Genomic DNA, 24,596 nt, shown 5'->3' on the forward strand with positions numbered 1-24,596 from the left:
GCGACATTTCGTCCGATTTGAGGCGCAGCTATACTCTGCCAGCCCGGCTATAGCTAAGTTGACAAGAATCAAGGCGGGCGTTTGCGCTGAGGTGCATGCTGGCCCGCGAAAGGGCGGCGATTATGGACAAGGCCATCTTCCGGACACGGGAGCTGACAAAGATTTATCGCAGTGGCGATGTCGAGGTACGGGCGCTCAATGGCGTCGACATCACGCTCTACGAGGGCGAGATGACTGTGCTGCTCGGCCCCTCGGGCAGCGGCAAGTCGACTTTCCTGAACATTGTCGGCGGGCTCGATACGCCAACCAGCGGTTCGGTGCATTTCGGCGATGAGGAACTGACCGCCTATAGCGAGCGGCAGTTGACGCGCTACCGGCGCGATCATGTGGGCTTCGTCTTCCAGTTCTACAACCTCATCCCCAGCCTGACGGCCTGGGAGAATGTCGCGCTGGTGACGGAAGTGGCGCGCGACCCGATGTCCCCTGACGAAGCACTCGGCATGGTCGACCTCGGCGACCGGATGACGCATTTCCCCGCGCAGATGTCTGGCGGCGAGCAGCAGCGCGTCGCCATTGCCCGGGCGATCGCCAAACGGCCAGAGGTTCTGCTTTGCGACGAGCCGACCGGCGCGCTCGATTCCAAGACCGGCATCCTTGTCCTTGAGGCGCTCGCCAAGATCAACGATGAACTGGGCACGACAACGGCCGTCATCACCCACAATGCGGCGATTCAGGCCATTGCCCACCGGGTCGTTTCCTTCATCGACGGCAAGATCGCGCAGATCAAGACCAACGAGACGCGGATCCGCCCCTCCGAAGTGGTGTGGTAGCCATGAGCATGCTCGACAGGAAACTCTACCGGGATTTCGGACGGCTGTGGGCGCAGGCGCTGGCCATCGCGCTGGTCATGGCCTGCGGCGTGGCGACGCTCATCCTGTCGGTCGGCGCCTATCGCTCGTTGGAGGAGACGCGCGCCGCCTTTTATGACCGCTACCGCTTCGGTACGGTGTTCGCCACCGCCGTGCGGGCGCCGCAGCACCTCAAATCGCGCATCGAGAATATCTCCGGTGTGGCGTCCGCCGAACTGAGGATCGTCAAACCTGTGCTGATCGATGTTGTCGGCATGGCCGAACCCGCCTCCGGCAAGGTGGTCTCGATCCCGGAATTCCGCGATCCATCCGTCAACCGGCTCTACCTTCGTTACGGCCGGCTGCCCGAGCCGGGACGCCAGAACGAGGTGGCGGTTATCGAAACCTTCGCCGATGCGCACGGGTTCCGGCCGGGCGATTCGTTCGAGGCGATCATGGACGGCCGCAAGCGGGCGCTTACCATTGTCGGCATTGTCTTGTCGCCGGAATATATCTACGCCATCGGGCCGGGCGACATGATCCCCGATCCGCGCCGCTACGGCGTGTTCTTCATGTCGGAAAAGACGCTTGGCGGCCTGTTCGACCTCGACGGGGCGTTCAATGATGTGAGCCTTGCAACCGTACGCAATGCCGAGACCCGCGCCATTATCGACGCGCTCGACGACATACTGGAGCCCTATGGCGGAACAGGAGCCTATGACCGGGAAGACCAGTTCTCGAATGCATTCCTGGATGCCGAGCTCGAACAGCTACAGGCCATGTCGTCGATCATTCCGCCCATTTTCCTGGCGGTCGCCGCATTCCTGGTCAATATGATCCTGTCGCGGCTGATCGCACTGGAACGCGAGCAGGTCGGCCTGCTGAAAGCGCTTGGATACGGCAATCTGGCGATTGGCGGTCATTATGCCAAACTGGTCATTGTCATCGCCCTCGTCGGGCTTGCCATCGGCTCTGTCGCCGGCTGGTGGATGGGGCGCGGGTTGACCCGGCTTTATGCCGATTTCTTCTCGTTTCCCTTCCTCATCTTTCGCCAGAGTGTCGATCTTTACGCCCTTGCCGGCGTGGTCACCGTGGCGGCGGCGCTTGCCGGTGCGGTCAAGGCCATCTGGTCGACGGTTTCGCTGCCGCCCGCCGTTGCCATGAGCCCGCCGGCGCCGACCAGCTATCGCAGCTTCTTCTTCGGGCATCTGCAAAGGATCAAGCTGTTTTCACAACTGACTGTAATGGCGCTGCGTCATCTCATCCGCTGGCCGGTGCGCACCTTCCTGACGGCGCTCGGCACCTCGATGTCGGTCGCCCTGCTGATCACATCGCTGTTCTCATACGACTCCATCGACTTCATGATCGACGCGATCTTCTTCCAGGCCGACCGGCAGGACGCGACCCTGACTTTTTCGCAGGAGCTTGCGCCCGATGCGCTCTATGCTGTCGCCGCCCTTCCCGGCGTCCTGAAGGCGGAACCCTTCAGGCAGACGGCGGTCAAGCTGCGCAACGACCACCGCGAGTTGCGCATGTCGATCGTCGGTGTTCCCGAGGAGGCCGATCTTTCACGCATCCTCGATCTCGACCTCAATCCCATGTCGGCGCCGTCCGCCGGGCTTGTTCTTTCGGAACGGGTGGCAGAGAAGCTGCATCTCAAACCCGGCGATTTCGTCGAAGTCGAGCTGCTGGAACGCGACGGCAGAACCGTCCAAATTGAAATTGGCGCACTCGCGGGCGGCCCCGCAACCAGTCCCGACGCGGCCGGGCCTTCCCTGACCGGAGCCGTTTCCGTCAGCGGGCTTGCGCAGAGCTATGTCGGCCTGACCGCCTATATGCGCAGCCAGGCGCTGGACCGCCTGCTGCGGGACGGCCCGCGTGTGTCGGGCGCGCGTATCCTTGTCGACAGCGATGCGCTTCCGGAACTCTATGCGGAAGTCAAGGAGACCCCGGCCATTGCCGGCATCGCCCTGCAGGGCATGGCGCGCCAACGCTTCCGCGAAACAATCGAACAGAACATCACGACCTCTACAGCGATCTATATTGCGCTTGCCGTGATCATCACCTTCGGCGTGATCTACAATTCGGCGCGCATACAGCTTTCGGAACGGGCACGTGAACTTGCAAGCCTGCGGGTCTTCGGGTTCACACGGGCCGAGGTTTCCAGCGTCCTGCTGATAGAACTTGCGGTGATCGTCTTTATGGCACAGCCTCTCGGCTGGCTGTTGGGCTATGGCCTGTCCTGGTCGGTGGTGCAGGGTTTTGCCTCCGATCTCTTCCGTATTCCGCTGGTGGTCAGTGCCCAGACATTTGCGGTTTCCAGCCTTGTGGTCGTGGCGGCGGCGCTTGTATCGGCACTGATCGTGCGGCGGCGGGTCGACCGGCTCGACCTTATCCGTGTTTTGAAAACGAGAGAGTGAACCATGCGTGTGTGGATGAAACGGATCGGACTCATTTTCATCGCCGCGGTCATCGGCGGCGGCTTTTATCTGGCCCTGCGCGAAAGGCCGACGGCGGTCGATACGGCAATCGTGGAGTCAGGATCGCTGCATGTAAGCATCGATGAGGAGGGGGTGACCCGGGTGCGCGATGTTTATGCGGTGTCTTCGCCGATTGCCGGACATCTTGCCCGGACAACGCTCGACGAGGGCGAGGTCGTCAAAGCCAATGAAACGGTGATCGCATCCATATTCCCGATGGAACCGACCTTCCTGGATGAACGCACACGGGCCGAGCTGCGCGCTGCCGCCGAAGCCGCGCGTTCATCCGTGGCGCTTGCGGAGGTCGAGTTGCAGCGCGCGCAGACGGCACACGATCTTGCAAAGTCCAATTATGAGCGGGCCGAAAAACTCGCAAGGACAAAAACCATATCGATCAGCCAGCTTGAACATTCCTATAGCGAGTGGGAACTGAAGAAAGCGCAGGTTTCCAGTGCCGAGGCGACGATCAAGCTGCGCAAGGCGGAACTGGCAAGCGCGGAAGCCAGGCTGCAGCAGCCGAGCACGCCCGACAATCGTGACCCGTCGGGCGATTGCTGCGTCAACATCACCGCACCGATCGACGGAATTGTCCTGAAAGTGATTGCCCGCAGCGAACAGACCGTTTCCCCGGGCACCCTTATCGCCGAGATCGGCGATCCGGCCAATCTGGAGATCGTCGTTGACCTGCTTTCCAGCGACGCGGCCCGTATCGAACCCGGTGCGACGGTACAGATTACCGATTGGGGCGGCGATAACGACATCACCGGCACCGTACGGACCGTCGAGCCGGCTGCCTTTACCAAAGTGTCGTCGCTTGGCATCGAGGAACAACGGGTCAATGTGGTGATCGATCCGGCAAGCGTTCCGAACAATCTCGGCCATGGCTTCCGAGTTCTTGCACGCCTCGGGATATGGCAGGACGACAATGTGCTGACAGTTCCGATCGCCGCCCTGTTTCGTACAGGTGGTGAATGGTCGGTTTTCGTTGTGTCCGACGGCAAGGCCACACTGCGGCGCATCAAGGTTGGACAGATGAACAATACCGACGCCGAGGTGACCGGCGGGCTGGAAGATGGAGATACAGTGGTGCTTTACCCCAGCGACCTGCTCGAAGACGGCAGTCTCGTGGAGGAACGACCGCGTGTTTGATCTGACGCAAGGAACCGGAAATCACCGCACCTTAGCGTGAAAAGGACAATTCATGGAGGTGTTTATGTCACGTTTCAGGACTGCATTGCTTGGCTCGGCTGCCGCGGCCATGTGTGCGGCAGCGCTCTCTCCTGCCCTGTCACAATCGTCCGATCCGGCCTGGCTGGATGATCTCGGGCAGCAACTGCAAACCGAACAGGAATGCGCGGTAAACTATTTCCTGAATATGCAGGAGGGCCAACTCGGCGCCAACCGCTACTATGAAGCCCGTGTGCAATGTGTCGATGGCCGGATGTTCGACGCATCACGAACCGAGCCGGACAAGAAATTCACCATCCGGCCTTGCGAAGTGGCCGTGTGCTGATCGCGGCAGGCCAGGCTTCAATTGCAGCATTTGATGACGCATGACCAACCGGTCAGTGCGCCATGAAGACCGGCAGCCTTGAGCTTGACAACGTATCGCGGGTGGTCCCGCCCAAAAGCCACTGGCGGATCCGGGAATGTCCATAGGCGCCCATGACGATCATATCGGCGTCGATCCGTGATGCGTGCGCCATGAGAACTGCGCTGACATCGTCGGTATCCTCGTTCAGATGATCAACCTTTACCTCCTTGCCGTGGCGGGCCAGGAACAGCGACATCTCGGCTTCGATACCGCCAACGGCGGCCTGTTCTTCTTCACCGACCGTTACCAGATGTATCTCCTCTATCGATTGAAGAAGATGCACGTTCTGATGGATGGCCGCTGCAGCTTCGGGCTCGCCGTTCCAGGCCATGAGCACGCGTTTCGGCGCGGCGGCAGGCCGGCCGTCTTCGCCAAGTACCAGAACGGGGCGGTCGGCTTCGAAAAGAACGCCGTTGAATGCGTCCGTCAAATGCGCCTGACGCGGAATGCTGCGGTTCGGAAACACCGCCAGGTCAGCGCACAACGCATGGCGCGTCATGGTCTTTGCGACCATGCCACGGTCCACGCACTCGACCATAACCGATACGGAGAGATTGGCATGGCCGACCAGCGCCTCGATTGTCTTTGCACGTTGTTTGGCCTTTTCCAGGACCTGGCTGTGTTCCTCTGCCAGATAAGCATAGGGAAGGCCCGGATACGTGGCGGTGGGCATCGTGTCCAGGGCGCCGAAAACAACCAGGTTGAGATGAACGCCCATTTGACCGGCGAGTTCGGTGACCGGCTTGAGATCATCCGGCGAATCGTCCGTGGCGTGAATGGCTAGCAGCGTCGTGATGGGCATGGCGAATTCCTCACTCGTAACACGGATCCGGGCCTGTTCCCGGCATCCGATCATTCTAGCCGAACTGCGGGCTTAGAGATTGCGATAGATCAAGCCGTTGATTCCAGCTTGGTTTAATATTGTGAGGTTGATGGCATGCACGGCCGGGGCGTCACTCCACCGGCCGATGGGGGAATGATATGTTCGAAACCGCAGAACTGGGCCGCACAATCTCGAAGGCTGACTTCAAACGCGCAGCGCCCGATATGCGCCAGCAATTGCTCGAGCTCCAGGACGAACTACACAGAAACAAACGGTTTTCAGTCGTTCTGCTGTTTGCCGGCGTTGACGGCGGCGGCAAGGGGGAAACGGTCAGCCTTTTGAACGCCTGGATGGATCCGCGCTGGCTGATCACCCGTGCCTATGATGATATCGGCAATTCCAACTCGGAACGACCCGAGTTCTGGAAATACTGGCGCGATCTGCCGCCGCGGGGGCGGATCGGCATGTTTCTGAGCGCCTGGTATACGCGTCCGCTTCTTGAAAAAGTTCACGACAAGCTCGACGAAGCCTCCTTCATCAAACAACTGGAACGCATCGCCGCCTTTGAGCGCGCGCTGGCCCGCGACGGGACACTGATCCTCAAATTCTGGATGCATCTGAGCCGGGAGGCGCAGGAGCGCCGGCTGAAGAACCTGGAAAACGACCCGCTGACCGCAGCGCGCGTCACAGAGCGCGATTGGGAACACTGGCGTCTTTACGACAAGTTCATCGATACGGCCGAGCCGCTGATTTCCAGAACCAACCGCGGCATTGCACCCTGGACGGTCGTTGAAGGGACCGATGCCAATTACCGGGCGATTACCGTCACCAATATTCTGCGCGAAGCCATTGAGCGCAGGTTCAGGGAAACGCCTCAGGCCGATGAAGCCGCAAGCCAACCGGAGCCCCCCGTGTCTGTCAAGAACGGCAAGGCAAAGAAAGGACAATCGGACGTGGTGGAGCCGGCGAACGATGCCTATGAGACGGCAAAGTCCATTACGGTATTGAGCAGCCTCAACATGGCAAAAAAGCTGGAAAAGCAACCCTATAAGGAGCGCCTGCTCGATCTTCAGGCGCGTCTTCACCGCCTGCACCTTATCGCCAAGGCCAAGAACCGCTCCAGCGTGCTTCTGTTCGAGGGCCCCGACGCGGCGGGCAAGGGCGGCGCGATCCGCCGCATCAACGAGGCGCTTGATGCACGAAACTACCAGGTTCACGGCATAGCCGCGCCAACGGATGAAGAACTGGCGCGGCACTATCTGTGGCGCTTCTGGCGCAGGATGCCGCGCGACGGCTATGTGACCATATTCGACCGGACCTGGTATGGCCGCGTTCTTGTCGAACGGATCGAAGGCTTTGCAAACGAAGATGAGTGGCGCCGCGCCTATGCGGAGATCAACGAGTTCGAGGACCAGCTGATCGAACACGGAACCATACTCGTCAAATACTGGATCCACATCACCAAGGACGAACAGCTCGCGCGCTTCAAGCTGCGGGAAAAGACGCCTTACAAACGCTGGAAGCTGACGGATGAAGACTGGCGCAACCGGGACAAATGGGGCCAGTACGAACAGGCTGTCAACGATCTGGTACAATACACAAGTACATCCACCGCGCCGTGGACGCTTGTTGAAGGCAATGACAAGCGGTTTGCCCGTGTGAAAGTCGTCGAAACCTATTGCCGGCAGCTTGCCGAAGCACTGGACGAACCTTTCGACTAGGCAGATCCGGAATTGCGGGCGTCGACGAACAGGCAGCCCTATGCCGAAGCGTCGCCGGTCAGACGCGCCAGGACCAGATGTCCGGGCACGGGATGGCCTTCCTCGAACCGGACCGTAATATCGTCGAGGGTCAACAGCTCAAAGCCGGCCGCCACAAGAACACGGCGCACATAGGCCGGATCATGAGCAAATCGCCGGTTCGGACCGACGGTGTAGCCGGTCTTGCCGATAACGGATGATGGCAGCGTTTCGGTTGAAAACCCGAAGAGACCGCCCGGCACCAACCGGTCCGCCGTTGCGCGCACGATCGGTTCCATATCACCGAGATAGGGAAAGACGTCGGTCGCCACGACCATGTCAAAGGCAAGGCGTCCGGCCTCTTCGTCTTCGAAATCTTCCAGGAAGGCAACCGCTTCACCGACGTAGAGATCGTCGTAAACCTCCCTGTCATAAGCCAGTTCAACGATCTGTTCAGAAAGGTCGACACCCGTCAAACGCTCTGCGCAATCGTTGAGCGCCATGCCGGTCAGGCCAGTGCCGCAGCCAAGATCCAGCACATGCCCGACCTGCCGTATATCTTTTTGGCGCAAAAGCTGACGCAATTGCATCGGCACGCTGTAACGCAGCCGCTCCACCAGTATTTCATCGAACTCATCGGCATGCTGATCGAACAGCATCGCCACATAGGCGTCCGGCATTTTTTCCGGTGCTGCCTCCAGCCCCAGGGCTGCAAGCCGGATCGACACACCGCCATGGTCTTGCGGATCGAGCGCCAGGGCCTGCCTATAGGCTTTAGCCGCGCCCGCAGCATCTCCGGACTTTTCCAGGGCCAGGCCACGATTATAGGCTTTTGCGAGCGCGTCTTCGTCGATTCTGCTCACGGCAACGCCTCATTCATCATTGAGTTTGTGGCCGTCATCCGGCCAGGTATCGCTCAGGCGATAGCCCCGCGGCCACGGATCAGCCGGATCGAGCGTGTGCTGATGGGTGCCGGTTATCCAGGCACGGCCCGTGATCTCGGGCACGATGGCGTCTTTGCCGCTCATGTCAGCTGTTTCCACAATACGGCCTGTGAAGGTGGACCCGATAATGGAGCGTGCCTGCAGCGTGTCACCCACCTTCATCCTGCCGCGCGCATATTCAACGGCCATGCGGGCCGAGAGGGCCGTTCCGGTCGGAGACCCGTCGATCTTGCCGGGCCGGATGGCGACGGCGGATTTGGCGCTGAAACCGTTTTCGTCCTTTATCTGAGCACCGGCAAAAAGGCAGAAGGATATGTGGCTCCATTCGGCAAGCTTCGGATGGCGAAAACCAAGCTGCCGGTTTGCGGCCTGCGTTATGAACATTCCCGTTTGCGCTAGATCGCGCGCTTCGGCCTCGACAAGCTCAAAACCAAGTTCATCGGCATCGACTATGACAAAACTGTCGCCGCCGAATGCCGTATCGACATTCAGGGTTCCAAGACCGTCGACCTCAAGTGCGGCATCGAGCCGGTCGGCAAATGAAGGCAAATTGCGAACGGTCACGTCCTCAACCTTGCCGTGGCGGCAGCGGGCCATGACGCGAACAAGGCCGCCAGGCGCTTCCAGGGTCAGTTCACTGACCGGCTCCTTCATAGGCACGATGCCGCTCTCCAGAAGCACGGTCGATACGCAGATGGAATTTGAACCGGACATCGGCGGCGTGTCTTCCGGTTCCATGATGATGAAGCCCATATCGGCCTGCGGATGCTTCGGCGGAACGAGCAGATTGACATGCCGGAAAACGCCGCCACGCGGTTCGTTCAGCATAAAATCGCGCAAGGTGCCGTCACGGGCGATAAAGTTTCGCTGTTGCCACAACGTGTCGCCGGGCGGCGGTTCGACACCGCCGACAATGACATCGCCCACCTCGCCTTCGGCGTGGCAGCTTATGACCTCAACGGCTCCGGTTGCTTGCATGACGCTTCCCATCAGATGACGACAAATCCATGCGCATAAGGGTCGCGGTCGTCGATGAAGATCGTGTTGAATCCGGTGACACGCGCCCAGCCGCCAATGGACGGGATGATCGCGTCATAATCGCCGATTTTCGTCGTGTCCTCCACTCGCCCGTTGAAAAGCGAGCCGATGATGCTCTCATGAACATAATCGTCTCCCGGCGACAGCTTTCCGCGCGCGCTTTCCAGCGCCATGCGTGCCGATGTTCCGGTACCGCAGGGCGAACGGTCCAGCGCCTTGTCTCCGTAAAAAACCGCGTTGCGCGCATGCGCGCCGTCAGCGGTCGGCCGTCCCGTCCACATGATGTGCGACAGGCCCGATATCTCCGGTGTTTGCGGGTGAACGAACTCGTATTTCTCGTTGAGAGCCGCCCTTAAAAGCGGGCTCCAACCCACAAGATCGGTGGCCCGATGCTCGGCCATATCCGAAAAGGCCTCCTGCGGTTCGACAATGGCGTAGAAATTGCCGCCATAGGCAACATCGACCGAGACGTCGCCGAGCCCTTCCACGTGTGCCGTCAGGCCGGTCTTGAAGAGAAATGACGGCACATTTGTCAGCCGGACCTCTTCGACGAAACGGCCTTGCTGCCGGTATTCGGCAGTGACCGGGCCGGCGGGCGTATCGAGGCGCAGCGTACCGGGCGTGCGCGGCGAAACCAGACCGTTTTCTATGGCCGTCGTCACGGTACCGATGGTTCCATGCCCGCACATGGGAAGGCACCCCGAGGTTTCGATAAAGAGGATGGCGATATCGCAGTCTTCGCGGGTCGAGGGATAGAGTATCGAGCCGGACATCTGATCGTGGCCGCGCGGCTCGAACATCAGGCCGGTTCGGACCCAATCATATTCCGCCAGAAAATGCGCACGCCGCTCCAGCATGGTCCCGCCCTGCAATACGGGTGCGCCACCGCTGACCACCCGCACGGGATTGCCGCAGGTGTGCCCGTCAATACACTGGAATGTGTGGTTCGCCATTTCGTATTGATCCAGATCCCATTTCGCTGCCATGCGGACCCTGGTCAGGCACCGCGATAATAGACCTACAGCCGCCCAAGGCCAGCCGCAACACCGGCATTCGACATGCCCGCCCCGCCGGAGCCTGAAGCCCGGTTGAGAACATGCGGCGCAATCCCTAGTATCGGCCTCAACCAGCCGGTCCCCAACATGGAGAACAGCGTGTCCGCAATCATCCTTTCAAATGCAAGGCTCTTTGACGGTGTCTCGGATAAAATCCGCGTGCCGGTGGACGTTCTGATCGAAGATGGCCGGATACGGGAGGTCGGCGAGACCTTGTCGCTGGAAAACGCTTCCCGCATTGATGTCGGTCAGCGCTTTGTCATGCCGGGCCTGATCGATGCGCATTACCACGCCAACACGCCCAGCTACGATTTCTATGGGTCCGACAGGATGCCCCCGGCGCTGCTCGGCGCCCATGCTGCCCGGCTGCTTTCCGGCGCGCTAGACCGGGGTTATACGACGCTTCGCGATGCCGGCGGTGGTGATCTCGGGTTAAAGCTGGCAATCGATGAGGGTCTCATCGACGGGCCACGCTTTTATTATCCCGGCAGGGCGCTGACGCAGACCGGTGGCCATGGAGACATGCGCCGGCGCAACTATGTGGAGCCTTGCGGCTGCGCCTATTCCGGTGTCGTCACCCAGGCGGTTGACGGACCGGACGAGGTGCGCAAGGCCGCACGCGAAGAATTCCGCAAAGGTGCAACGCATATAAAGATCTTCGTTTCAGGCGGTGTCTCGACCGATCTCGCGCCGCTGGAGATGCCGCATTTCTCGGACGAGGAGATCTCCGTCGCGGTGGAGGAAGCCGAGCGCCGGGGTTCCTATGTGATGGCGCATTGCCATACGGATAAGGCGGCCCAGCGATGCATCAGGCTGGGTGTCAGGACCATCGAGCATGGCAGTTTGATCGGGCCGGAGACCGCCGCCAAGATTGCCGCCGCCGGCGCCTATGTGGTGCCAACATTGTCTGCCGGCGAACTGATTGCCGAAAACGCCAGCGCGCTCGGTCTGCCTGAATCAGCGGCGGAGCGTGTGCGGGCAGTCAACAAGAGCTCGCTGGAGGCAATCGAAGCCTGCGCGGCGGCTGGCGTGAAGCTCGGTCTCGGTTGCGACCTGCACGGTCATGAATTCGTCAAAACGCAAGGCCGTGAACTCCTGCTGCGCGGCAGAGTGCAGCCCGCCATCGACGTACTTCGCTCAGCGACATCCATCAATGCCGAGATCGTTCAGGCAAAGGGAGAGCTCGGGGTGATCGCGCCGGGCGCCCATGCCGATATCATCGTTGTCGACGGCGATCCGCTGGAAGATTTGTCAATCTTCGTTCATTCGGCGCAGACTGTGGCCCTGGTCATGAAGGGCGGGCGCATCGTCCGATCACGGCTTTAGCTTGGATTGTGGTGTGGAAACCGGCTCTCAGGAGGCGTTTATCGTTCTGCTGAAACCAACAACCTCGAGGGTGAATTCCTCGACATAATCAATGACAGCGCACACCGCCCTTTCGGCAGCCGCCTCATCGCCCTCCGACACAGCTTCGGCAACAGCGGCATGCGCCTCAGCCATGCGCACCACGTCGCCGTGCCTTTCCTGGTTCAGCACCCAGAACCGGCGCGAAAGCCCCTTGACCGACGTCAGCGCACGCGCCGCAAACCGGTTGTCCGATGCCAGGGTCAAAAGGCTGAAACACTCCGAATCCAGTTCCGTCATGATTTTCTGGTCGCGGGTTACGGCAACCTCGCGGAACCCTTTGGAAATCTGCCTGAATTTCTCCCTTTGCGGCAGGGTGGCGCGTTTGGCCGCCGAGCGCGCCACAAGCACCTCGACCACACGCCGGAGCTCGAGCAGTCGAAACTGTTCGGTATAGTCTATAGGGCAAATCTGCGCGCCACGCCGCGGCACGATCTTCAGGAGCCCACCGTCGGCCAGCCGCTGGATTGCCGAGCGGACGGGCGCCCTTGTATGTCCCGATATCTCCACGAGATCCGTCTCGGAAACCCAGTGTCCAGGCTCAAGCTGTCCATAGACGATCATCCGTTCAAGATCGCGGAACGCTTCATCTTTCAGATGCGGCGCTTCCTGCATCGGCGCATCCGGTATGTTGCGAATTTCATTTCCTGCCGGCACGTCGGCCTCACTCCCTTGATTCGCTTGCTTTAATACCACAACCAGAGCGTGGCATTGACATGTCAGACAGCACAAATAACATTTCTATCTTGACATGTCAGTTGAAATCCTCTGACATGTTAAAAAATTCGGAACTACTCAACCCTGAGGGAGAATGTCATGGGAAGAATAAAGGCACTGGGTCTGTCGGCAGCTTTCATGCTCGCTTCGACGGCAGCAATCGCGCAGGAAGTTGTGATGGTTGCCGAACCAAACTGGGCCAGCGGCCGCGCCATGGCCGGGCTGATCAAGGTCGTCATCGAAGACAAGCTTGGCGGCAAGGCGGAGCTGGTTCCAGGCACCAACGCAGTTATTTTCAAGGCAATGGATCGTGGCAAGGGCGAAATCGATGTTCACCCTGACGTGTGGCTGCCCAATCAGGAGAACTTCACCAGCGAATATGTGGACACGAACAATACTGTCGCGCTAAGCGAAGGCAGCTACAAGGGCTTTTCCGCGTTCTGCGCACCAAAAGGGTTCGCCGAGAAACACAACATCAAATCCGTTTTCGATCTGGCGACGCCTGAAATCGCCAAGCTGATGGACCGTGATGGCGACGGAATGGGCGATATCTGGGTCGGCGCTCAGGGCTGGGCCTCCACCAAGGCCAATTCGGTCAAGGTTCGCGACTATGGCATCACCAATTTCTTCGAGCCGATCATCGCCGAAGAAGAGGTCGCCACCGCTTCGATTTCGGACGCGCTCAACAAGGGTGAAGGCTTTGCCTTTTATTGTTATGCGCCGCACTACAACTGGTTTGTCTTCGACATGCTTCGCCTTGAAGAGCCGGCCTTCGACCCGGCCAAATATGTGATGGTGCAGCCGGCGGAGGATCCGAAGTGGTTCGAGAAGTCAAAAATCACCTCGGGCGACAAGGAAAAGACCATTCACGTGGCCTACTCCAAGACGCTCGAAGATCGCACGCCCTCTGTCGCCAGTTTCCTTTCCAAAATCGATATGGATACCGAGACCGTCAACAATTTCACCCACGAGATCGTTGTGAAGAAGCGCCCGAGCACGGAGGTTGCCCGCGAGTGGATTGCGGCCAATCCCGACCGCGTCGACACCTGGCTCGGCCTTAACTGACCGTATTGCTTCAAGGTCGCCCGCGCTGATTTCTCCTTGGGTGCGGGTGACCCTTTTTATCGGACCGGGATATCGCCTCGTACGGGCGGCATCCTGAGGAGGAGACCGCTTTGTCCATCCAACCCAATGCAAACGACTTTCACGATGCCGTCATCGCCATCTCCGGGGTGTGGAAAATCTTCGGAGACCGTCAGGCAGAGGCCATGGAGGCCATCAGAAGAGACGGTCTTTCCAAAGCCGAAGTGCTCGAAAAATTCGATTGCGTTGTGGGCGTCGCCGACGCCAATTTCACGGTCACGCAGGGTGAAATCTTCTGCATTATGGGTCTGTCGGGCAGTGGTAAATCGACGCTCGTACGCCACGTCAACCGACTCCTGACCCCGACGGCCGGTCAGGTCAGCGTTGCCGGTCTCGACATCATGGCGCTGAACGAAGACGAACTGCTGCAGGTGCGCAACGAGAAGATCGCCATGGTCTTCCAAAACTTCGGACTGATGCCGCACCGATCGGTGCGCGACAATGTGGCGATGCCGCTGGAAATCCGGGGCATGTCCCAGAACGATCGCTGGCAGGCCGCCGAGCGGGCGCTGGCTCTTGTCGAGCTTGCCGAATGGAAGGACAAGTTCGCCCATGAGCTTTCCGGCGGCATGCAACAGCGTGTCGGTCTTGCAAGGGCCATTGCCGCCGACGCCGATGTTTTGCTGATGGACGAGCCGTTCAGCGCGCTCGACCCGCTTATCCGCCGGCAATTGCAGGATGAGTTCATGCGCCTGGCCAATCGGATGAAGAAAACCACGCTTTTCATCACCCATGATCTCGACGAGGCCGTTCGGATCGGCGACCGGATCGCCATCATGCGCGATGGTGCAATCGTTCAGACCGGAACGCCCGAAGAAATCATCATGAAACCCGCCGATGACTATGTCACCGACTTCGTCGCCGGAATTTCACGGATCAATCTCATCCGGGCGCACAGCCTGACAATTCCGCGTGCGCAGTACGAGGCCGAGAACGGCCCGTTGCCAGACGCTCCCCATACGGTCGACGGCGAAGAGACCCTCAAGCAAATCATTCAGCGAGCCACAGAGATCGACGGCCCCTTGCTTGTCATCGACAAGGAGGCCGGGGAGCTGGGTGTGATTACAAACAGCCAGATCCTGAATGGCGTGATCATGGGGACAGAAGACTGATGGCGATAAGCGAAACAGCCGAACTGCCCGAGGTCACCGACCAGAACCCCGTAAAGGAGTTCGTTGCAGTCAACGAGACCTACTACGAGCAGCAGTTCAAGATCATCGGCGACAAGCGCGGCTTCGCCTTTACCTGGAACTGGGCCGCTTTCCTTCTTGGCTCGATCTGGTTCGGCATGCGCAGCATCTGGAGCTATTTCCTGCCTTTTGTCGCGCTTGAGACGCTGGCGATCGTTCAGCTTGCGCGCGGCATTTGGGGTGATCTGGGAGCCCCCATCCTTGCGCGCCTGCCGGGTATCGAGAACACCCTCGCCTTCCGGCGTGAACAACTGGCGGAGGCAAGGGAGAACGCGCCCGACAAGGTCGAGACCTTCGAAAACGCGATCGCCTCGCTCGAGCGTGCGATCGAGGGCATCAAACAGGAGGCTGCGGCTGCCAACGATACTGCCCTGCAACTTATCATCATGGGACTGGCAGGCCTCCTGCTTATCAAAAGCGCCGAGGCGCTTCTTGCAAACGGAGCGCTGCAGGCCCGCTTTACGCAATGGCTTTCAGACCGCACGATCGGTTCCGGCCTGAAAGCCCAGAATATCGCGCTGGCCTTCATCCTTGCAGCGATGACATACATCACCTGTTCGCTGAAATTCGGGTTTCCAGATCAGGTTCCCTCGCTCACCGCCTTTCCGGCAGACCCGCAATTCCAGGCCTCCGTCGCGGACGCCATCAAACAATGGATGGCGAATGCCGCTGTCCAGTCCGAATGGTTCTTCGATGGCCTGACATTTGTTATCCGCGGTGTACTTGATGCGCTCGAGACGATCTTCGTGGAGACGCCATGGCCGGTGATGGGCGGTTTCATTCTCCTTCTGACCGGACTTTCAGCCGGATGGCGGGCAGCGGTCTTTACGGGCGCGGGCCTAGCCTATCTCGGCTATCTGGGTTTCTGGGACAAGAGTATGAAGACCCTCGCGCTGCTGGGAACTGCGGCGTGCATCTCCATATCGCTCGGCATCCCGCTTGGCATTGCCTGCGCGCGCAGCAGCCGGCTTTACGCCTTTGTGCGCCCGGTGCTCGATTTCATGCAGACCATGCCGGCCTTTGTTTATCTGATCCCGGTGATCGCCTTCTTCGGCACCGGCAAGCCCGCGGCCATCATCGCCACCATGATCTTTGGCGGCTCGCCGGTTGTCCGCCTGACGGTGCTCGGCCTCAAGGGTGTGCCGAATGATGTCCGGGAAGCGGCGATGGCCTTTGGAGGCAACAAGCGCTATCTGCTTTGGAAGGTCGATCTGCCGCTGGCCATGCCATCGATCATGGCGGGCATAAACCAGACCATTCTTCTCAGTCTTGCAATGGTGGTGATCGCGTCTCTTATCGGCGCGAAGGGCCTTGGCGAGGATGTGCTTGAGGCGCTGCAATACGCCTCCGAGGGTCAAGGAATTCTGGCCGGTCTGGCGATCCTCTTCTGCGCCATGATCCTCGACCGGATCATTCAGGGAAAAAGGAGGTAACGCGATGACCGTGATGGTCGCCCTGTTCATCAAATATGAAAATGACAAGAAAGCGAAGATGCTGAAAACCGCAAGCGACCGCGCGGCGGTGTCGGACAAGGCCGTCGCCGCCATGGGTGGGAAGCTGCTCCACGCCTACGGGACGTGCGGCGAATTCGACATGATGTTCATCTACGAAATGCCTGACATGGCTTCCGTCGCGACCAATATGATGCTTGCCGATGCAAGCGGCATGTCCAAATATCACAAGATCATCCCGCTTTTTTCGAACGACGATTTCGTCGCCGCGCAAAAGCGGGCGGGCGCGATGACCGACTCCTATTCAGCGGTCGATGAATGAGCGCATACCTCTTCACCGGCGGCCCGATCATCAGCGTCGACAAGACCAACCCAACTCCCGAGGCCGTGGTCATCGAGAACGGCAAAATACTCTTTGCAGGTCCTCTGTCAGAGGCACGTTCGCGCATGCCCTCGGCTCTTGAGCGCGTCGATCTAGCCGGCTCTTCCCTGTTGCCCGGCTTCATCGACGCGCACTCCCATCCGCTCTGGGCGGCCAAGACACGCGGCGCACCCGTCGTTGATGTGAGGGCCGAGACCGTGCCGACCTTCGATGCGTTGCTCGCGAAGATCGAACGCCGTGTGGCTGCAGCAAAAAGCGGAGAATTCCTGCTGTTTTTCGGCCTTGATGCGCAGTTGCATGAGGGTTTCGACACACCGACGCGTCAGTTCCTCGACGACATCGCACCTGACAATCCACTCGGTATACAGACATCCAACTGCCATGCGCTGTTCATGAACTCTGCAGGTTTTGCGGCCTGCGGCATTGATGAGAATACACCGACACCGACGGGCTCGGTCATCGACCGCGACGATACGGGACGGCCTACCGGCAAGATTGCCGAAGCAATTACATGGCAGGCCCTGGAGACGTTTTACGAGGCCTGGGGCGAGGACCGTTTGAATGACGAGTTCGAGGCTGGCATAAACGACTTTATCCGTCAGGGCATCACCACAACGACCGAACACCTCTACCTGCCGTTTTACAAGGCCTACTATCTTAATGCGCTCGGGAAAGGATGGCCCCTGCCCCGTATCGCCGCCTATCAGCAGGCGGTTTCGGCGGACCTGAATGTCGAACGCATGAATGTCGGCGAGGACAGGCTTTGGATGGCTGGGGTCAAAATTCATGCCGACGGATCGCCCTTCATCGGCAATATCTGGCTGAGCCAGCCCTATCTCGACAACGATATCACGCGGCTTCGTATGGGGCTGGCGCCGGGCCACACGGGCGGCATGAATTACCCGCCGGAGTATTTCGAGAACATGGTGCGGACCTACGTCAGCCAGGGCTGGCAGATGACGATCCACACCCAGGGCGACCGCACCATCGACACGGTCCTCGATCTGCTTGAAAATGTGTTGTCCGAGACACCGCGGCCCGATCACCGGTTTCGTCTCGAACACTGCGCCCTGATGCGCGAGGACCAGATCGAGCGCGCCGTGAAACTGGGCGTGCTTTCAAGTTTTTTCATAAACCACATTACCCATTGGGGCGCGCCGATCGAGGATGCACTGTTCGGCCCGGAGCGCGCGGCCCACTACATGCCGGCCGGCTCGGCCGTAAAGCACGGCATGCGTATCAGCCTGCATGCCGATACGCCGATGACCGACCCATCCGCGCTTGAACTCATGCAGGCGGCCACGACACGGACGGCCGGGGACGGCCGATGTGTCGGTGCGGGCGAACGTCTGGACGCGCAAACCGCCCTTAAGGCCGTGACCATCGACGCGGCGTTCCAGATCTGCAAGGAGGACATGCTGGGCTCCATCAGTCCCGGCAAACATGCCGATCTCGTGGTGCTGGAGAAAAACCCACTTGAAACGCAGAGCGAGGACCTTGCCTCGATCAAGGTCGAACAGACCTGGCTCGCCGGCGAACGTGTGTGGGCCCATGACGGCTGAACCCGACCGCGCCGTTCCGGTTGTCACCGTCGGCGGCTTCCTGGGCGCCGGAAAGACGACGCTGGTCAACGGCTTGCTTGCGCAAAGCAATGGCCGGCGAATCGTTGTTTTCGTCAATGATTTCGGCGCCATCAATATCGACTATGACCTGATCGAGACAGTCGAGGAAGATCGCATCTCGCTCAAGAACGGCTGCGTGTGCTGCACGCTCAATGACGATCTGGTCGGTGCTGTTGTCGACTATTGCCGGGCTGCAGAAAGCCCGGATGCGTTTGTCATCGAAGCAAGCGGAGTAGCCGATCCGCGATCGCTCGACCAATCCATCCTGGCCCTCCAGGCGGCCGGACATGTGCGGCTCGATAACCGGATCTACGTGCTCGATGCGGATTGCTTCGGCCGCCTCGACTATGCGGATACCGAATTGCTGATCGACCATGCCGTTGCCAGCGATCTGGTTCTCGTCAACAAGGCCGATCTGACTACGGCGGAAAAGCTGGCTGCCTTGAGAAAGATGCTGGTGCGCTCATCGCCGCACAACAAAATGATCGAGACCCGCCATTGCGCTTTGCCTTTCGATATATTGATTGGAGACGGCCAGCGCGACAAAGCTGTACCGGTGCCTGTTGCACCGAACCAGCTTCTCGGCCACGAATTCCACAGTTGGAGCACGACCTCGGCGACGCCGATCAACCGCCGGCGTTTCGCAGCGTTTTTGAAAACGCTCGCCGGCTCGACGCTCCGCGCCAAGGGCAGGCTTTTCTTCGACGACGCACCGGATCGCGCCGTGCTGTTCGACTTTGTCGGCAGTCGGGAAACACGTCGCCTCTTGTCGGAGAAGACCGCTGATCCGGTTTCCGTCCTTGTTGCGATTGGCCATCAGGATCGTTTTGATGCGGCGCTCATCGCACAGGCTTTCAGCGCAACGCTAAACCCCGTCCCGCCAGAAGGTGGCAGAACCGAAGAACGCATCGACAACCCGGCTTTTTGAGTCCTTCAATGAGAAGGCAATTTCATCATAGGCACCCGACAGGTCGCTGATCGCCAGCCGCTGCACGCCGTCAGTCCGACTGGTTGCGAATTTCCAGATAAAGCCAATGCCGAGACCGTTGACGACGGCTTCATAGAGACCGTCGCGCGTATCAAGCGTCAAAAGCGGTGTCGGCGGCTCGGGCAGCGCCGCGAACATTCTGTCGACAACACGCTGGGTGGACGAGCCCCGTGCACGGAAGATCAATGCTTCGTTTTGAAGTTCAGCGGCGCTGACGACATCCTTCCGGGCCAGCGGATGATTGGGCGGAGCAATGGCAACGACCTGGTTTGGAGCAAGCGCGGCGCGGCGGAAACGGTTGTCCTCGCGCACATTGGGCAAGATGCCGACGTCCACCTCATGGCTGAGCACTGCGCGGGTGATCTTGTCATGCGGGCCCGTTTCCACCCTGAGCGTGACGCCCGGGTGGGTGCGATGGAATTCGGCAACGACCGCCATTCCGGGCATGGCGTTGCCCAGACCGACGATAATCTGTCCGTCGGCAAGCGAAGTGCGGCGCGTCAACAATCGCTCGGCTTCGAGCCGTTCCGCCGAAATCCGCTCCGCCATGTCACATAACTCGTTGCATAATTGCGTGGGGAACAGTTTGCCGTGGTTGCGGACAAAGAGCCTCACGCCATAACTCGCCTCAAGGTCCCTGACGTGCTGCGAAACCGCTGGCTGGCTGATGCCGATCGCTCTTGCCGCCGCGGCGAAGGAACCGGCATGAGCAACATGACGCACGGCGTCGAGTCGGGCAAATGTCAGATCCATGCAGAACGAACCTCTCGGCAATCAGGGCAAATACCCGACGCATGAGCGTTTTTCCTTGAGCGCCTCAAACAATAGCTTTCGTTTGTAACAGCGGTGTCACACTCACCGCCGAAAGAAGAGACGGGACGACACGTCCGTTCGTTAATCGTGAGGAATTCAACAGCGCATCGGTGAGTGCACCGGTGCGGACGGGAGAGTTATGCCGGTGTCATCGCACACAACCGTTTTGCTGCCGCGGTCCAAAACGACAGGACAGCTGTCAGTGCGTCTGTGCGCCGATGCTGCCGCGGTTCTATGTGATCTCGATGGCTGCCTGGCTTCCGAGAACAGGGCTTTTGAAGACGCACCGGCCTTTGTCGAGACTTGTGGAGACCGGCTATGGATTGTGTCGAACAATTCCACCGACACGGCGGCAAGCCTGTCTGAAAAACTCGACGCAATCGGTTTGACGATCCCGGCTGAGCGCATTCTTCTTGCCGGCGAGCAGACGCTTCGCCATCTGGCGGCCAGCCAACCGGCAAAGGGAATCAGCCTTTATGCGGGGCACGACCTGCAAACACTGAAAGATGAACTGCAGCCCGTGGCCTCGAATGATCCAGGCATTGTTCTTTTGTGCCGCGACCTGGAGTTCAAGCTTGCCACGCTGGACCGGCTTGTTGCCGATATCGACAGGGGAGCGGAGTTGTGGGTCAGCAACACGGATGTATCACATCCCGGCATAGGCGGCAGGCCGATCCCGGAAACCGGCGCACTGCTTGCTGCCCTGCAGGCAATTCGCTCCGATACGCCCTATCGCTGCATCGGCAAGCCGGACCCCTACCTGCTCAGGCAGGTGCTTCGCAAAAGCGCAACGGTACCGGGAGACGCGGTCTTTGTTGGCGACAATGCGTTGACCGACGGCTGTGCGGCAAAATCCGCCGGTATTGATTTTGTCCATCTGGTGCGCGGAGGAGACGGGCGATGATCATCTATATCTCCCGGACACTTGCCAAGACGCTCCTGACGCTGTTCGCGGTCATCACCCTGGTTTTCTTCGCCACGCGGCTTTCCGGAAGCCCGCTGGAGACCTTCCTTGGCGAAGGTCTGACGGCTGAAGACCGGGCAATGATGATCGACTATTTCGGACTCAACGGTTCGATCTGGGAACAATATGCGCGCTATATGCGCGGCGTGCTGGAGGGCAATTTCGGGCTTTCTTTCGTCGAAAGACGCCCCGTCGCCGATATTGTCGCCGAACGTATAGGACCGTCCCTGCAACTGCTTGCGAGCGCGCTCGCACTGACGATTTGTCTGTCGATCCCGCTCGGCATCCTCGCCGCGATCTATCGCCGGAGCTGGATCGGAACCGGTATCATGATGTTCGCCTTCGTTGGTTACGCCGTGCCGAACTTCATCCTGGCGATCTTCATGATCCTTGTCTTCGCGTTCACCCTGAACTGGCTTCCGGTGGTCGGCAATGGTTCGCCTGCGCATTTCATCATGCCGACTATCGCCCTTTCGGGCGTGTTGATCGCAGCGCTGACCCGCTTTACCCGCAACGCAATGCTGGACGTGCTTGGCCAGGACTATATGCGCACGGCACGGGCCAAAGGCCTGCCCGAATGGATTGTTGTCATCAAACACGGGCTAAAAAACGCCAGCGTAACAATCGCCTCGGTTCTTGGCCTGCAGATCGCCGCACTGGCCGCTGCGGGCAATGTCGTGGTCGAATCGATCTTCTCATGGCCCGGGATCGGAGAGTTGCTCGTCACATCCGCAATCACGCGCGATTATCCGGTGCTGCAGTTTGGCGTCATTGTCGTTGCCGTTGCAGTCGTCGTCATCAATGCCGTCATCGACATCGCCTATGCCTTTGCCGATCCGCGCATCCGGCTCGCGAAAGGATGACGCCATGACCTATCTTTCCGATGCTCCTGGAAAACAGTTTTTTGCGGCGACCGCCGGGTTGTGGAACTCAGCCAACGCCATCGAAAAAACCGCGTTGCTGACTGCAGCTTGCCTTCTCGGGCTTGCGCTGTTTGCTCCGCTCATCGCGCCGTTCGATCCGGCTGATCAGAGCCTGATATCACGTCTGCGGCCGCCGATCGGGTTTGATCGCTACAAGGAAGGACATCTCTTCGGCACCGATGAGCTCGGCCGTGATGTGCTCTCTCGCAGCCTCTACGGTTTGCGCCTGACGCTTTCGCTGGCGATGACGGGCGCACTGATCGGCCTTGTTCTGGGCGGTGCGCTCGGCCTTGCCGCCGGTCTTCGTCGTGGCTGGGCCGAAGACACGATCATGGCCGGCGTCGACATTCAAATCGCTGTCCCCTTTACCCTGATCGCTCTCCTGGTGCTTGCAATCTTCGGCTCGCATATCGAGGTGATGATCTTTGTGCTGGGCATCTATGGGTGGGAGCAATATGCGCGGATCGTGCGCGGCGAGGTACGCAAGATCACCGAACTGCCTTTCATCGAGGCGGCGCGCGCGTCCGGCGGAAGTCACGGTTACATTGCGCTACGCCATATTCTGCCGAACATCGTGTCGCCGCTCGTCGTACAGTTCACACTGTCGGTCTCCAACATCGTCATCCTTGAATCGACATTGTCCTTTCTCGGCCTTGGCATTCAGCCGCCGACCGCCTCGCTTGGATCGATGGTTGGCTTCGGACGCGACTATATGCCGACGGCTCCATGGATCGTCGTCGGTCCGGCCATGCTCATCATCCTGCTCACCTTCACCGTCCAGATCCTGGGCGATTGGCTGCGAGACCGCGCCGATGTGCGGCTGCGCGAGAGATAACCCGACAACAAGAGGCAAAACGCCCATCCAACCCAAAGAAAGATGGAGAGACATCATGCAGAAACTGCTCCTATCGACCGCCCTTATCACCATGTTCGCAACCGGTGCGTTCGCTCAGCAGATAACAGTCGGCGCGGCCAACGTGTCAGACTATCTCGACCCCGGCCGCGATCATTCCAATGTCGGTTCGCAGTTCTACTACAACGCGTTTGACACGCTGATCGGCAAAAACCACGACAAGCTCGACGCCGAATGGCGTCCCGCGCTGGCAACTGAATGGAAGTTGGTCGAACCGACCCTCATGGAATTGAAGTTGCGCAAGGGCGTCAAGTTCCACAACGGCGAAGACATGACAGCCGACGATGTGGTTTTCTCGCTGAACCGTATGTACCAGGCGACATTTCCACCCTATCTGGTGCGCGCGAAGGACCGGCTGAACAATTTTGCTGAGGCCATCAAGGTCGACGATCACACCGTGCGGGTGCGCGTAAAACGGGAAGAGCCCCTTTGGGAGACATTGCTCAACCTGCAACAGGTCATGATCATCCCCGAAGACTACACCAAGGCCCTGTCAGGCGACCCGAATGTCGCCGAAGACGGCGACTTCGAGGCCTTCTCACTGGCTCCCGTCGGCAGCGGCCCCTATCGCATTTCCGAATTCCTGCCCGGCGAACGCGTCGTCTATGAACGCTTCGACGACTTCTGGGGCGAGCCGGCACCGCTCCAAAAGGCGACGGTTTCCCGCATACCGGAAACAGCGTCACGCATTACCGCGCTCAAAACCGGCGAAGTCGACATCGCCACCAATATCGCACCCGACCAGCTCGATCTGATCAATTCAGATCCCAATCTGAAGACACGGGGGTCGGCGACAGCGCTCTTTCATGTGATGATCATGAACGTCAATCACCCTAACCTGCAGGATCCGAAGATCCGCCAGGCGATGAGCCTGGCTATCGATCGCGACACGCTCAACGAGGCATTGTGGCTCGGCAAGGCGGTCGTTCCGTCGACCCATACGATGAAAGAGATGGGCGCGCTGCACCAGCCGCAGCTGACCACATTCGAATACGATCCCGAAATGGCGAAGAAGCTGCTGTCGGAATCCAGCTATGACGGGGCGGAAATCGTCTTCGACGCCTTCCCTGTCTATTACACAAACGGCGTGCTTGCGGCCCAGGCAATCATGGAAATGTGGAAGGAAGTCGGTATCAACGGCAAACTCAACGTCACAGACAAATGGACAGGCGGCGATCCGCAGATGATGGCACGGTCCTGGTCCAATCCGATGTATTTTGCCGATCCGTTCGGCTCGTTCGGCGTCATGTGGGCGCCCGACGGCCCGTCGGAAGGTTCCGGCCGCTTCAACACCGATGAGGCCTATGCAAAGACCTGGGAGAAGTTCCGTTTTTCCAAGGACGTCGAGGACCGCAAAGTCGCCTATGCGGAGCTTATGGACCGCATCAAGGCCGACCCGCCGGTGCTGCCGCTTTACCGCCCGTTTGAAAGCTGGGGCATGAACAGGTCCGTGAACTGGGCGCCGAAGCCGGGCCATATTCCCTATGTGCTCGACTTCCGCGCCGGATCGATCTCGATCAGCGGCAGCTAGAAACAACGGAGCGCGCCTATCGGGCGCGCTCCAC

At 59.6% G+C, this 24,596-nt stretch carries 22 protein-coding genes; 16 read left to right on the top strand and 6 right to left on the bottom strand.

Annotated features, from left to right (window positions below):
- Positions 1-122 precede the first annotated feature (122 nt).
- The 4 genes from OQ273_RS15305 (at position 123) to OQ273_RS15320 (ending at position 4,841) form a co-directional block, all read left to right on the top strand.
- Positions 123-830 (top strand): ABC transporter ATP-binding protein, encoded by a 708-nt coding sequence (locus tag OQ273_RS15305; protein ID WP_267991363.1) that lies wholly within the window; start codon positions 123-125, stop codon positions 828-830.
- Positions 831-832: 2 nt separating this feature from the next.
- Positions 833-3,268, top strand: a complete 2,436-nt coding sequence (locus OQ273_RS15310) for an ABC transporter permease (protein ID WP_267991364.1) — start codon at positions 833-835, stop codon at positions 3,266-3,268.
- A gap of 15 nt (positions 3,269-3,283) precedes the next feature.
- The gene (locus OQ273_RS15315; RefSeq protein ID WP_267991365.1) at positions 3,284-4,477 is read left to right on the top strand and encodes an efflux RND transporter periplasmic adaptor subunit; all 1,194 of its coding nucleotides are present in this window, start codon (positions 3,284-3,286) and stop codon (positions 4,475-4,477) included.
- Between the two features lie 64 nt (positions 4,478-4,541).
- Positions 4,542-4,841, top strand: a complete 300-nt coding sequence (locus OQ273_RS15320) for a hypothetical protein (RefSeq protein ID WP_267991366.1) — start codon at positions 4,542-4,544, stop codon at positions 4,839-4,841.
- A 52-nt stretch (positions 4,842-4,893) separates the two neighbouring features.
- Here the strand turns inward: OQ273_RS15320 and OQ273_RS15325 are convergent, their stop codons facing one another.
- A complete protein-coding gene (locus tag OQ273_RS15325) occupies positions 4,894-5,724 on the bottom strand; it encodes a universal stress protein (RefSeq protein ID WP_267991367.1) in 831 nt (276 codons plus the stop codon).
- A 179-nt stretch (positions 5,725-5,903) separates the two neighbouring features.
- On the opposite strand from OQ273_RS15325, the gene pap reads away from it, so the two are divergent.
- Positions 5,904-7,466: a polyphosphate:AMP phosphotransferase gene (gene pap, locus OQ273_RS15330; RefSeq protein WP_267991368.1), complete on the top strand. Its 1,563-nt coding sequence runs from the start codon at positions 5,904-5,906 to the stop codon at positions 7,464-7,466.
- A 38-nt stretch (positions 7,467-7,504) separates the two neighbouring features.
- Here pap and OQ273_RS15335 read toward each other — a convergent pair whose 3' ends face one another.
- Genes OQ273_RS15335 through OQ273_RS15345 form a run of 3 tightly spaced genes read right to left on the bottom strand, consistent with a single transcriptional unit; the run spans position 7,505 to position 10,419 of the window.
- Complete coding sequence (locus tag OQ273_RS15335) at positions 7,505-8,347, bottom strand: methyltransferase (protein ID WP_267991369.1); 843 nt, start codon at positions 8,345-8,347, stop codon at positions 7,505-7,507.
- 9 nt (positions 8,348-8,356) lie between these two features.
- Positions 8,357-9,406: a trans-3-hydroxy-L-proline dehydratase gene (locus OQ273_RS15340; protein ID WP_267991370.1), complete on the bottom strand. Its 1,050-nt coding sequence runs from the start codon at positions 9,404-9,406 to the stop codon at positions 8,357-8,359.
- An 11-nt stretch (positions 9,407-9,417) separates the two neighbouring features.
- Positions 9,418-10,419, bottom strand: coding sequence for a 4-hydroxyproline epimerase (locus OQ273_RS15345; RefSeq protein ID WP_267991371.1), 1,002 nt, complete (start codon positions 10,417-10,419; stop codon positions 9,418-9,420).
- A 201-nt stretch (positions 10,420-10,620) separates the two neighbouring features.
- On the opposite strand from OQ273_RS15345, the gene OQ273_RS15350 reads away from it, so the two are divergent.
- On the top strand, positions 10,621-11,847 hold the full coding sequence (locus tag OQ273_RS15350) for a metal-dependent hydrolase family protein (RefSeq protein ID WP_267991372.1): 1,227 nt from the start codon (positions 10,621-10,623) through the stop codon (positions 11,845-11,847).
- 27 nt (positions 11,848-11,874) lie between these two features.
- Here OQ273_RS15350 and OQ273_RS15355 read toward each other — a convergent pair whose 3' ends face one another.
- Entirely contained in the window at positions 11,875-12,582 is a 708-nt protein-coding gene (locus OQ273_RS15355; RefSeq protein WP_267991373.1) for a GntR family transcriptional regulator, read from the bottom strand.
- Between the two features lie 159 nt (positions 12,583-12,741).
- Between OQ273_RS15355 and OQ273_RS15360 the strand changes: the two genes are divergently transcribed.
- The 6 genes from OQ273_RS15360 to OQ273_RS15385 all read left to right on the top strand — a co-directional run bounded on the left by OQ273_RS15360 (position 12,742) and on the right by OQ273_RS15385 (position 19,358).
- Positions 12,742-13,707 carry an ABC transporter substrate-binding protein gene (locus OQ273_RS15360; protein WP_267991374.1) on the top strand — a complete coding sequence of 322 codons (966 nt, stop codon included), beginning with the start codon at positions 12,742-12,744 and terminating at the stop codon, positions 13,705-13,707.
- A gap of 116 nt (positions 13,708-13,823) precedes the next feature.
- Positions 13,824-14,897 (top strand): quaternary amine ABC transporter ATP-binding protein, encoded by a 1,074-nt coding sequence (locus OQ273_RS15365; RefSeq protein ID WP_425493421.1) that lies wholly within the window; start codon positions 13,824-13,826, stop codon positions 14,895-14,897.
- A complete protein-coding gene (locus OQ273_RS15370) occupies positions 14,897-16,408 on the top strand; it encodes an ABC transporter permease (RefSeq protein ID WP_267991376.1) in 1,512 nt (503 codons plus the stop codon). The genes OQ273_RS15365 and OQ273_RS15370 overlap by 1 nt, the downstream gene beginning before the upstream one ends.
- Before the next feature lie 4 nt (positions 16,409-16,412).
- Complete coding sequence (locus OQ273_RS15375; RefSeq protein WP_267991377.1) at positions 16,413-16,748, top strand: GYD domain-containing protein; 336 nt, start codon at positions 16,413-16,415, stop codon at positions 16,746-16,748.
- Positions 16,745-18,370, top strand: a complete 1,626-nt coding sequence (locus OQ273_RS15380) for an amidohydrolase (protein ID WP_267991378.1) — start codon at positions 16,745-16,747, stop codon at positions 18,368-18,370. Before OQ273_RS15375 ends, OQ273_RS15380 begins: the two co-directional genes overlap by 4 nt.
- Positions 18,360-19,358, top strand: coding sequence for a CobW family GTP-binding protein (locus OQ273_RS15385; protein ID WP_267991379.1), 999 nt, complete (start codon positions 18,360-18,362; stop codon positions 19,356-19,358). The genes OQ273_RS15380 and OQ273_RS15385 overlap by 11 nt, the downstream gene beginning before the upstream one ends.
- Here the strand turns inward: OQ273_RS15385 and OQ273_RS15390 are convergent.
- Positions 19,296-20,171 (bottom strand): LysR substrate-binding domain-containing protein, encoded by an 876-nt coding sequence (locus OQ273_RS15390; protein WP_267991380.1) that lies wholly within the window; start codon positions 20,169-20,171, stop codon positions 19,296-19,298. The genes OQ273_RS15385 and OQ273_RS15390 overlap by 63 nt on opposite strands.
- Positions 20,172-20,376: 205 nt before the next feature.
- Here OQ273_RS15390 and OQ273_RS15395 point away from each other — a divergent pair, with 205 nt between their 5' ends.
- Genes OQ273_RS15395 through OQ273_RS15410 form a run of 4 tightly spaced genes read left to right on the top strand, consistent with a single transcriptional unit; the run spans position 20,377 to position 24,562 of the window.
- Positions 20,377-21,135 carry an HAD-IIA family hydrolase gene (locus OQ273_RS15395; RefSeq protein WP_267991381.1) on the top strand — a complete coding sequence of 253 codons (759 nt, stop codon included), beginning with the start codon at positions 20,377-20,379 and terminating at the stop codon, positions 21,133-21,135.
- Positions 21,132-22,058: an ABC transporter permease gene (locus OQ273_RS15400; RefSeq protein WP_267991382.1), complete on the top strand. Its 927-nt coding sequence runs from the start codon at positions 21,132-21,134 to the stop codon at positions 22,056-22,058. The genes OQ273_RS15395 and OQ273_RS15400 overlap by 4 nt, the downstream gene beginning before the upstream one ends.
- A 4-nt stretch (positions 22,059-22,062) precedes the next feature.
- On the top strand, positions 22,063-22,953 hold the full coding sequence (locus OQ273_RS15405) for an ABC transporter permease (RefSeq protein WP_267991383.1): 891 nt from the start codon (positions 22,063-22,065) through the stop codon (positions 22,951-22,953).
- A 55-nt stretch (positions 22,954-23,008) separates the two neighbouring features.
- The gene (locus OQ273_RS15410) at positions 23,009-24,562 is read left to right on the top strand and encodes an ABC transporter substrate-binding protein (RefSeq protein WP_267991384.1); all 1,554 of its coding nucleotides are present in this window, start codon (positions 23,009-23,011) and stop codon (positions 24,560-24,562) included.
- Positions 24,563-24,596 lie beyond the last annotated feature (34 nt).

Source organism: Hoeflea prorocentri (genome assembly GCF_027944115.1).
In the GTDB taxonomy this organism is placed as follows: Bacteria; Pseudomonadota; Alphaproteobacteria; order Rhizobiales; family Rhizobiaceae; genus Hoeflea_A; species Hoeflea_A prorocentri.

Coding starts and splice junctions, on each gene's coding strand:
- OQ273_RS15305 (WP_267991363.1), top strand. CDS start 123: ATGGACAAGGCCATCTTCCGGACACGGGAGCTGACAAAGATTTATCGC.
- OQ273_RS15310 (WP_267991364.1), top strand. CDS start 833: ATGAGCATGCTCGACAGGAAACTCTACCGGGATTTCGGACGGCTGTGG.
- OQ273_RS15315 (WP_267991365.1), top strand. CDS start 3,284: ATGAAACGGATCGGACTCATTTTCATCGCCGCGGTCATCGGCGGCGGC.
- OQ273_RS15320 (WP_267991366.1), top strand. CDS start 4,542: ATGTCACGTTTCAGGACTGCATTGCTTGGCTCGGCTGCCGCGGCCATG.
- OQ273_RS15325 (WP_267991367.1), bottom strand. CDS start 5,724: ATGCCCATCACGACGCTGCTAGCCATTCACGCCACGGACGATTCGCCG.
- pap (WP_267991368.1), top strand. CDS start 5,904: ATGTTCGAAACCGCAGAACTGGGCCGCACAATCTCGAAGGCTGACTTC.
- OQ273_RS15340 (WP_267991370.1), bottom strand. CDS start 9,406: ATGCAAGCAACCGGAGCCGTTGAGGTCATAAGCTGCCACGCCGAAGGC.
- OQ273_RS15345 (WP_267991371.1), bottom strand. CDS start 10,419: ATGGCGAACCACACATTCCAGTGTATTGACGGGCACACCTGCGGCAAT.
- OQ273_RS15360 (WP_267991374.1), top strand. CDS start 12,742: ATGGGAAGAATAAAGGCACTGGGTCTGTCGGCAGCTTTCATGCTCGCT.
- OQ273_RS15370 (WP_267991376.1), top strand. CDS start 14,897: ATGGCGATAAGCGAAACAGCCGAACTGCCCGAGGTCACCGACCAGAAC.
- OQ273_RS15375 (WP_267991377.1), top strand. CDS start 16,413: ATGACCGTGATGGTCGCCCTGTTCATCAAATATGAAAATGACAAGAAA.
- OQ273_RS15380 (WP_267991378.1), top strand. CDS start 16,745: ATGAGCGCATACCTCTTCACCGGCGGCCCGATCATCAGCGTCGACAAG.
- OQ273_RS15385 (WP_267991379.1), top strand. CDS start 18,360: ATGACGGCTGAACCCGACCGCGCCGTTCCGGTTGTCACCGTCGGCGGC.
- OQ273_RS15390 (WP_267991380.1), bottom strand. CDS start 20,171: ATGGATCTGACATTTGCCCGACTCGACGCCGTGCGTCATGTTGCTCAT.
- OQ273_RS15400 (WP_267991382.1), top strand. CDS start 21,132: ATGATCATCTATATCTCCCGGACACTTGCCAAGACGCTCCTGACGCTG.
- OQ273_RS15405 (WP_267991383.1), top strand. CDS start 22,063: ATGACCTATCTTTCCGATGCTCCTGGAAAACAGTTTTTTGCGGCGACC.
- OQ273_RS15410 (WP_267991384.1), top strand. CDS start 23,009: ATGCAGAAACTGCTCCTATCGACCGCCCTTATCACCATGTTCGCAACC.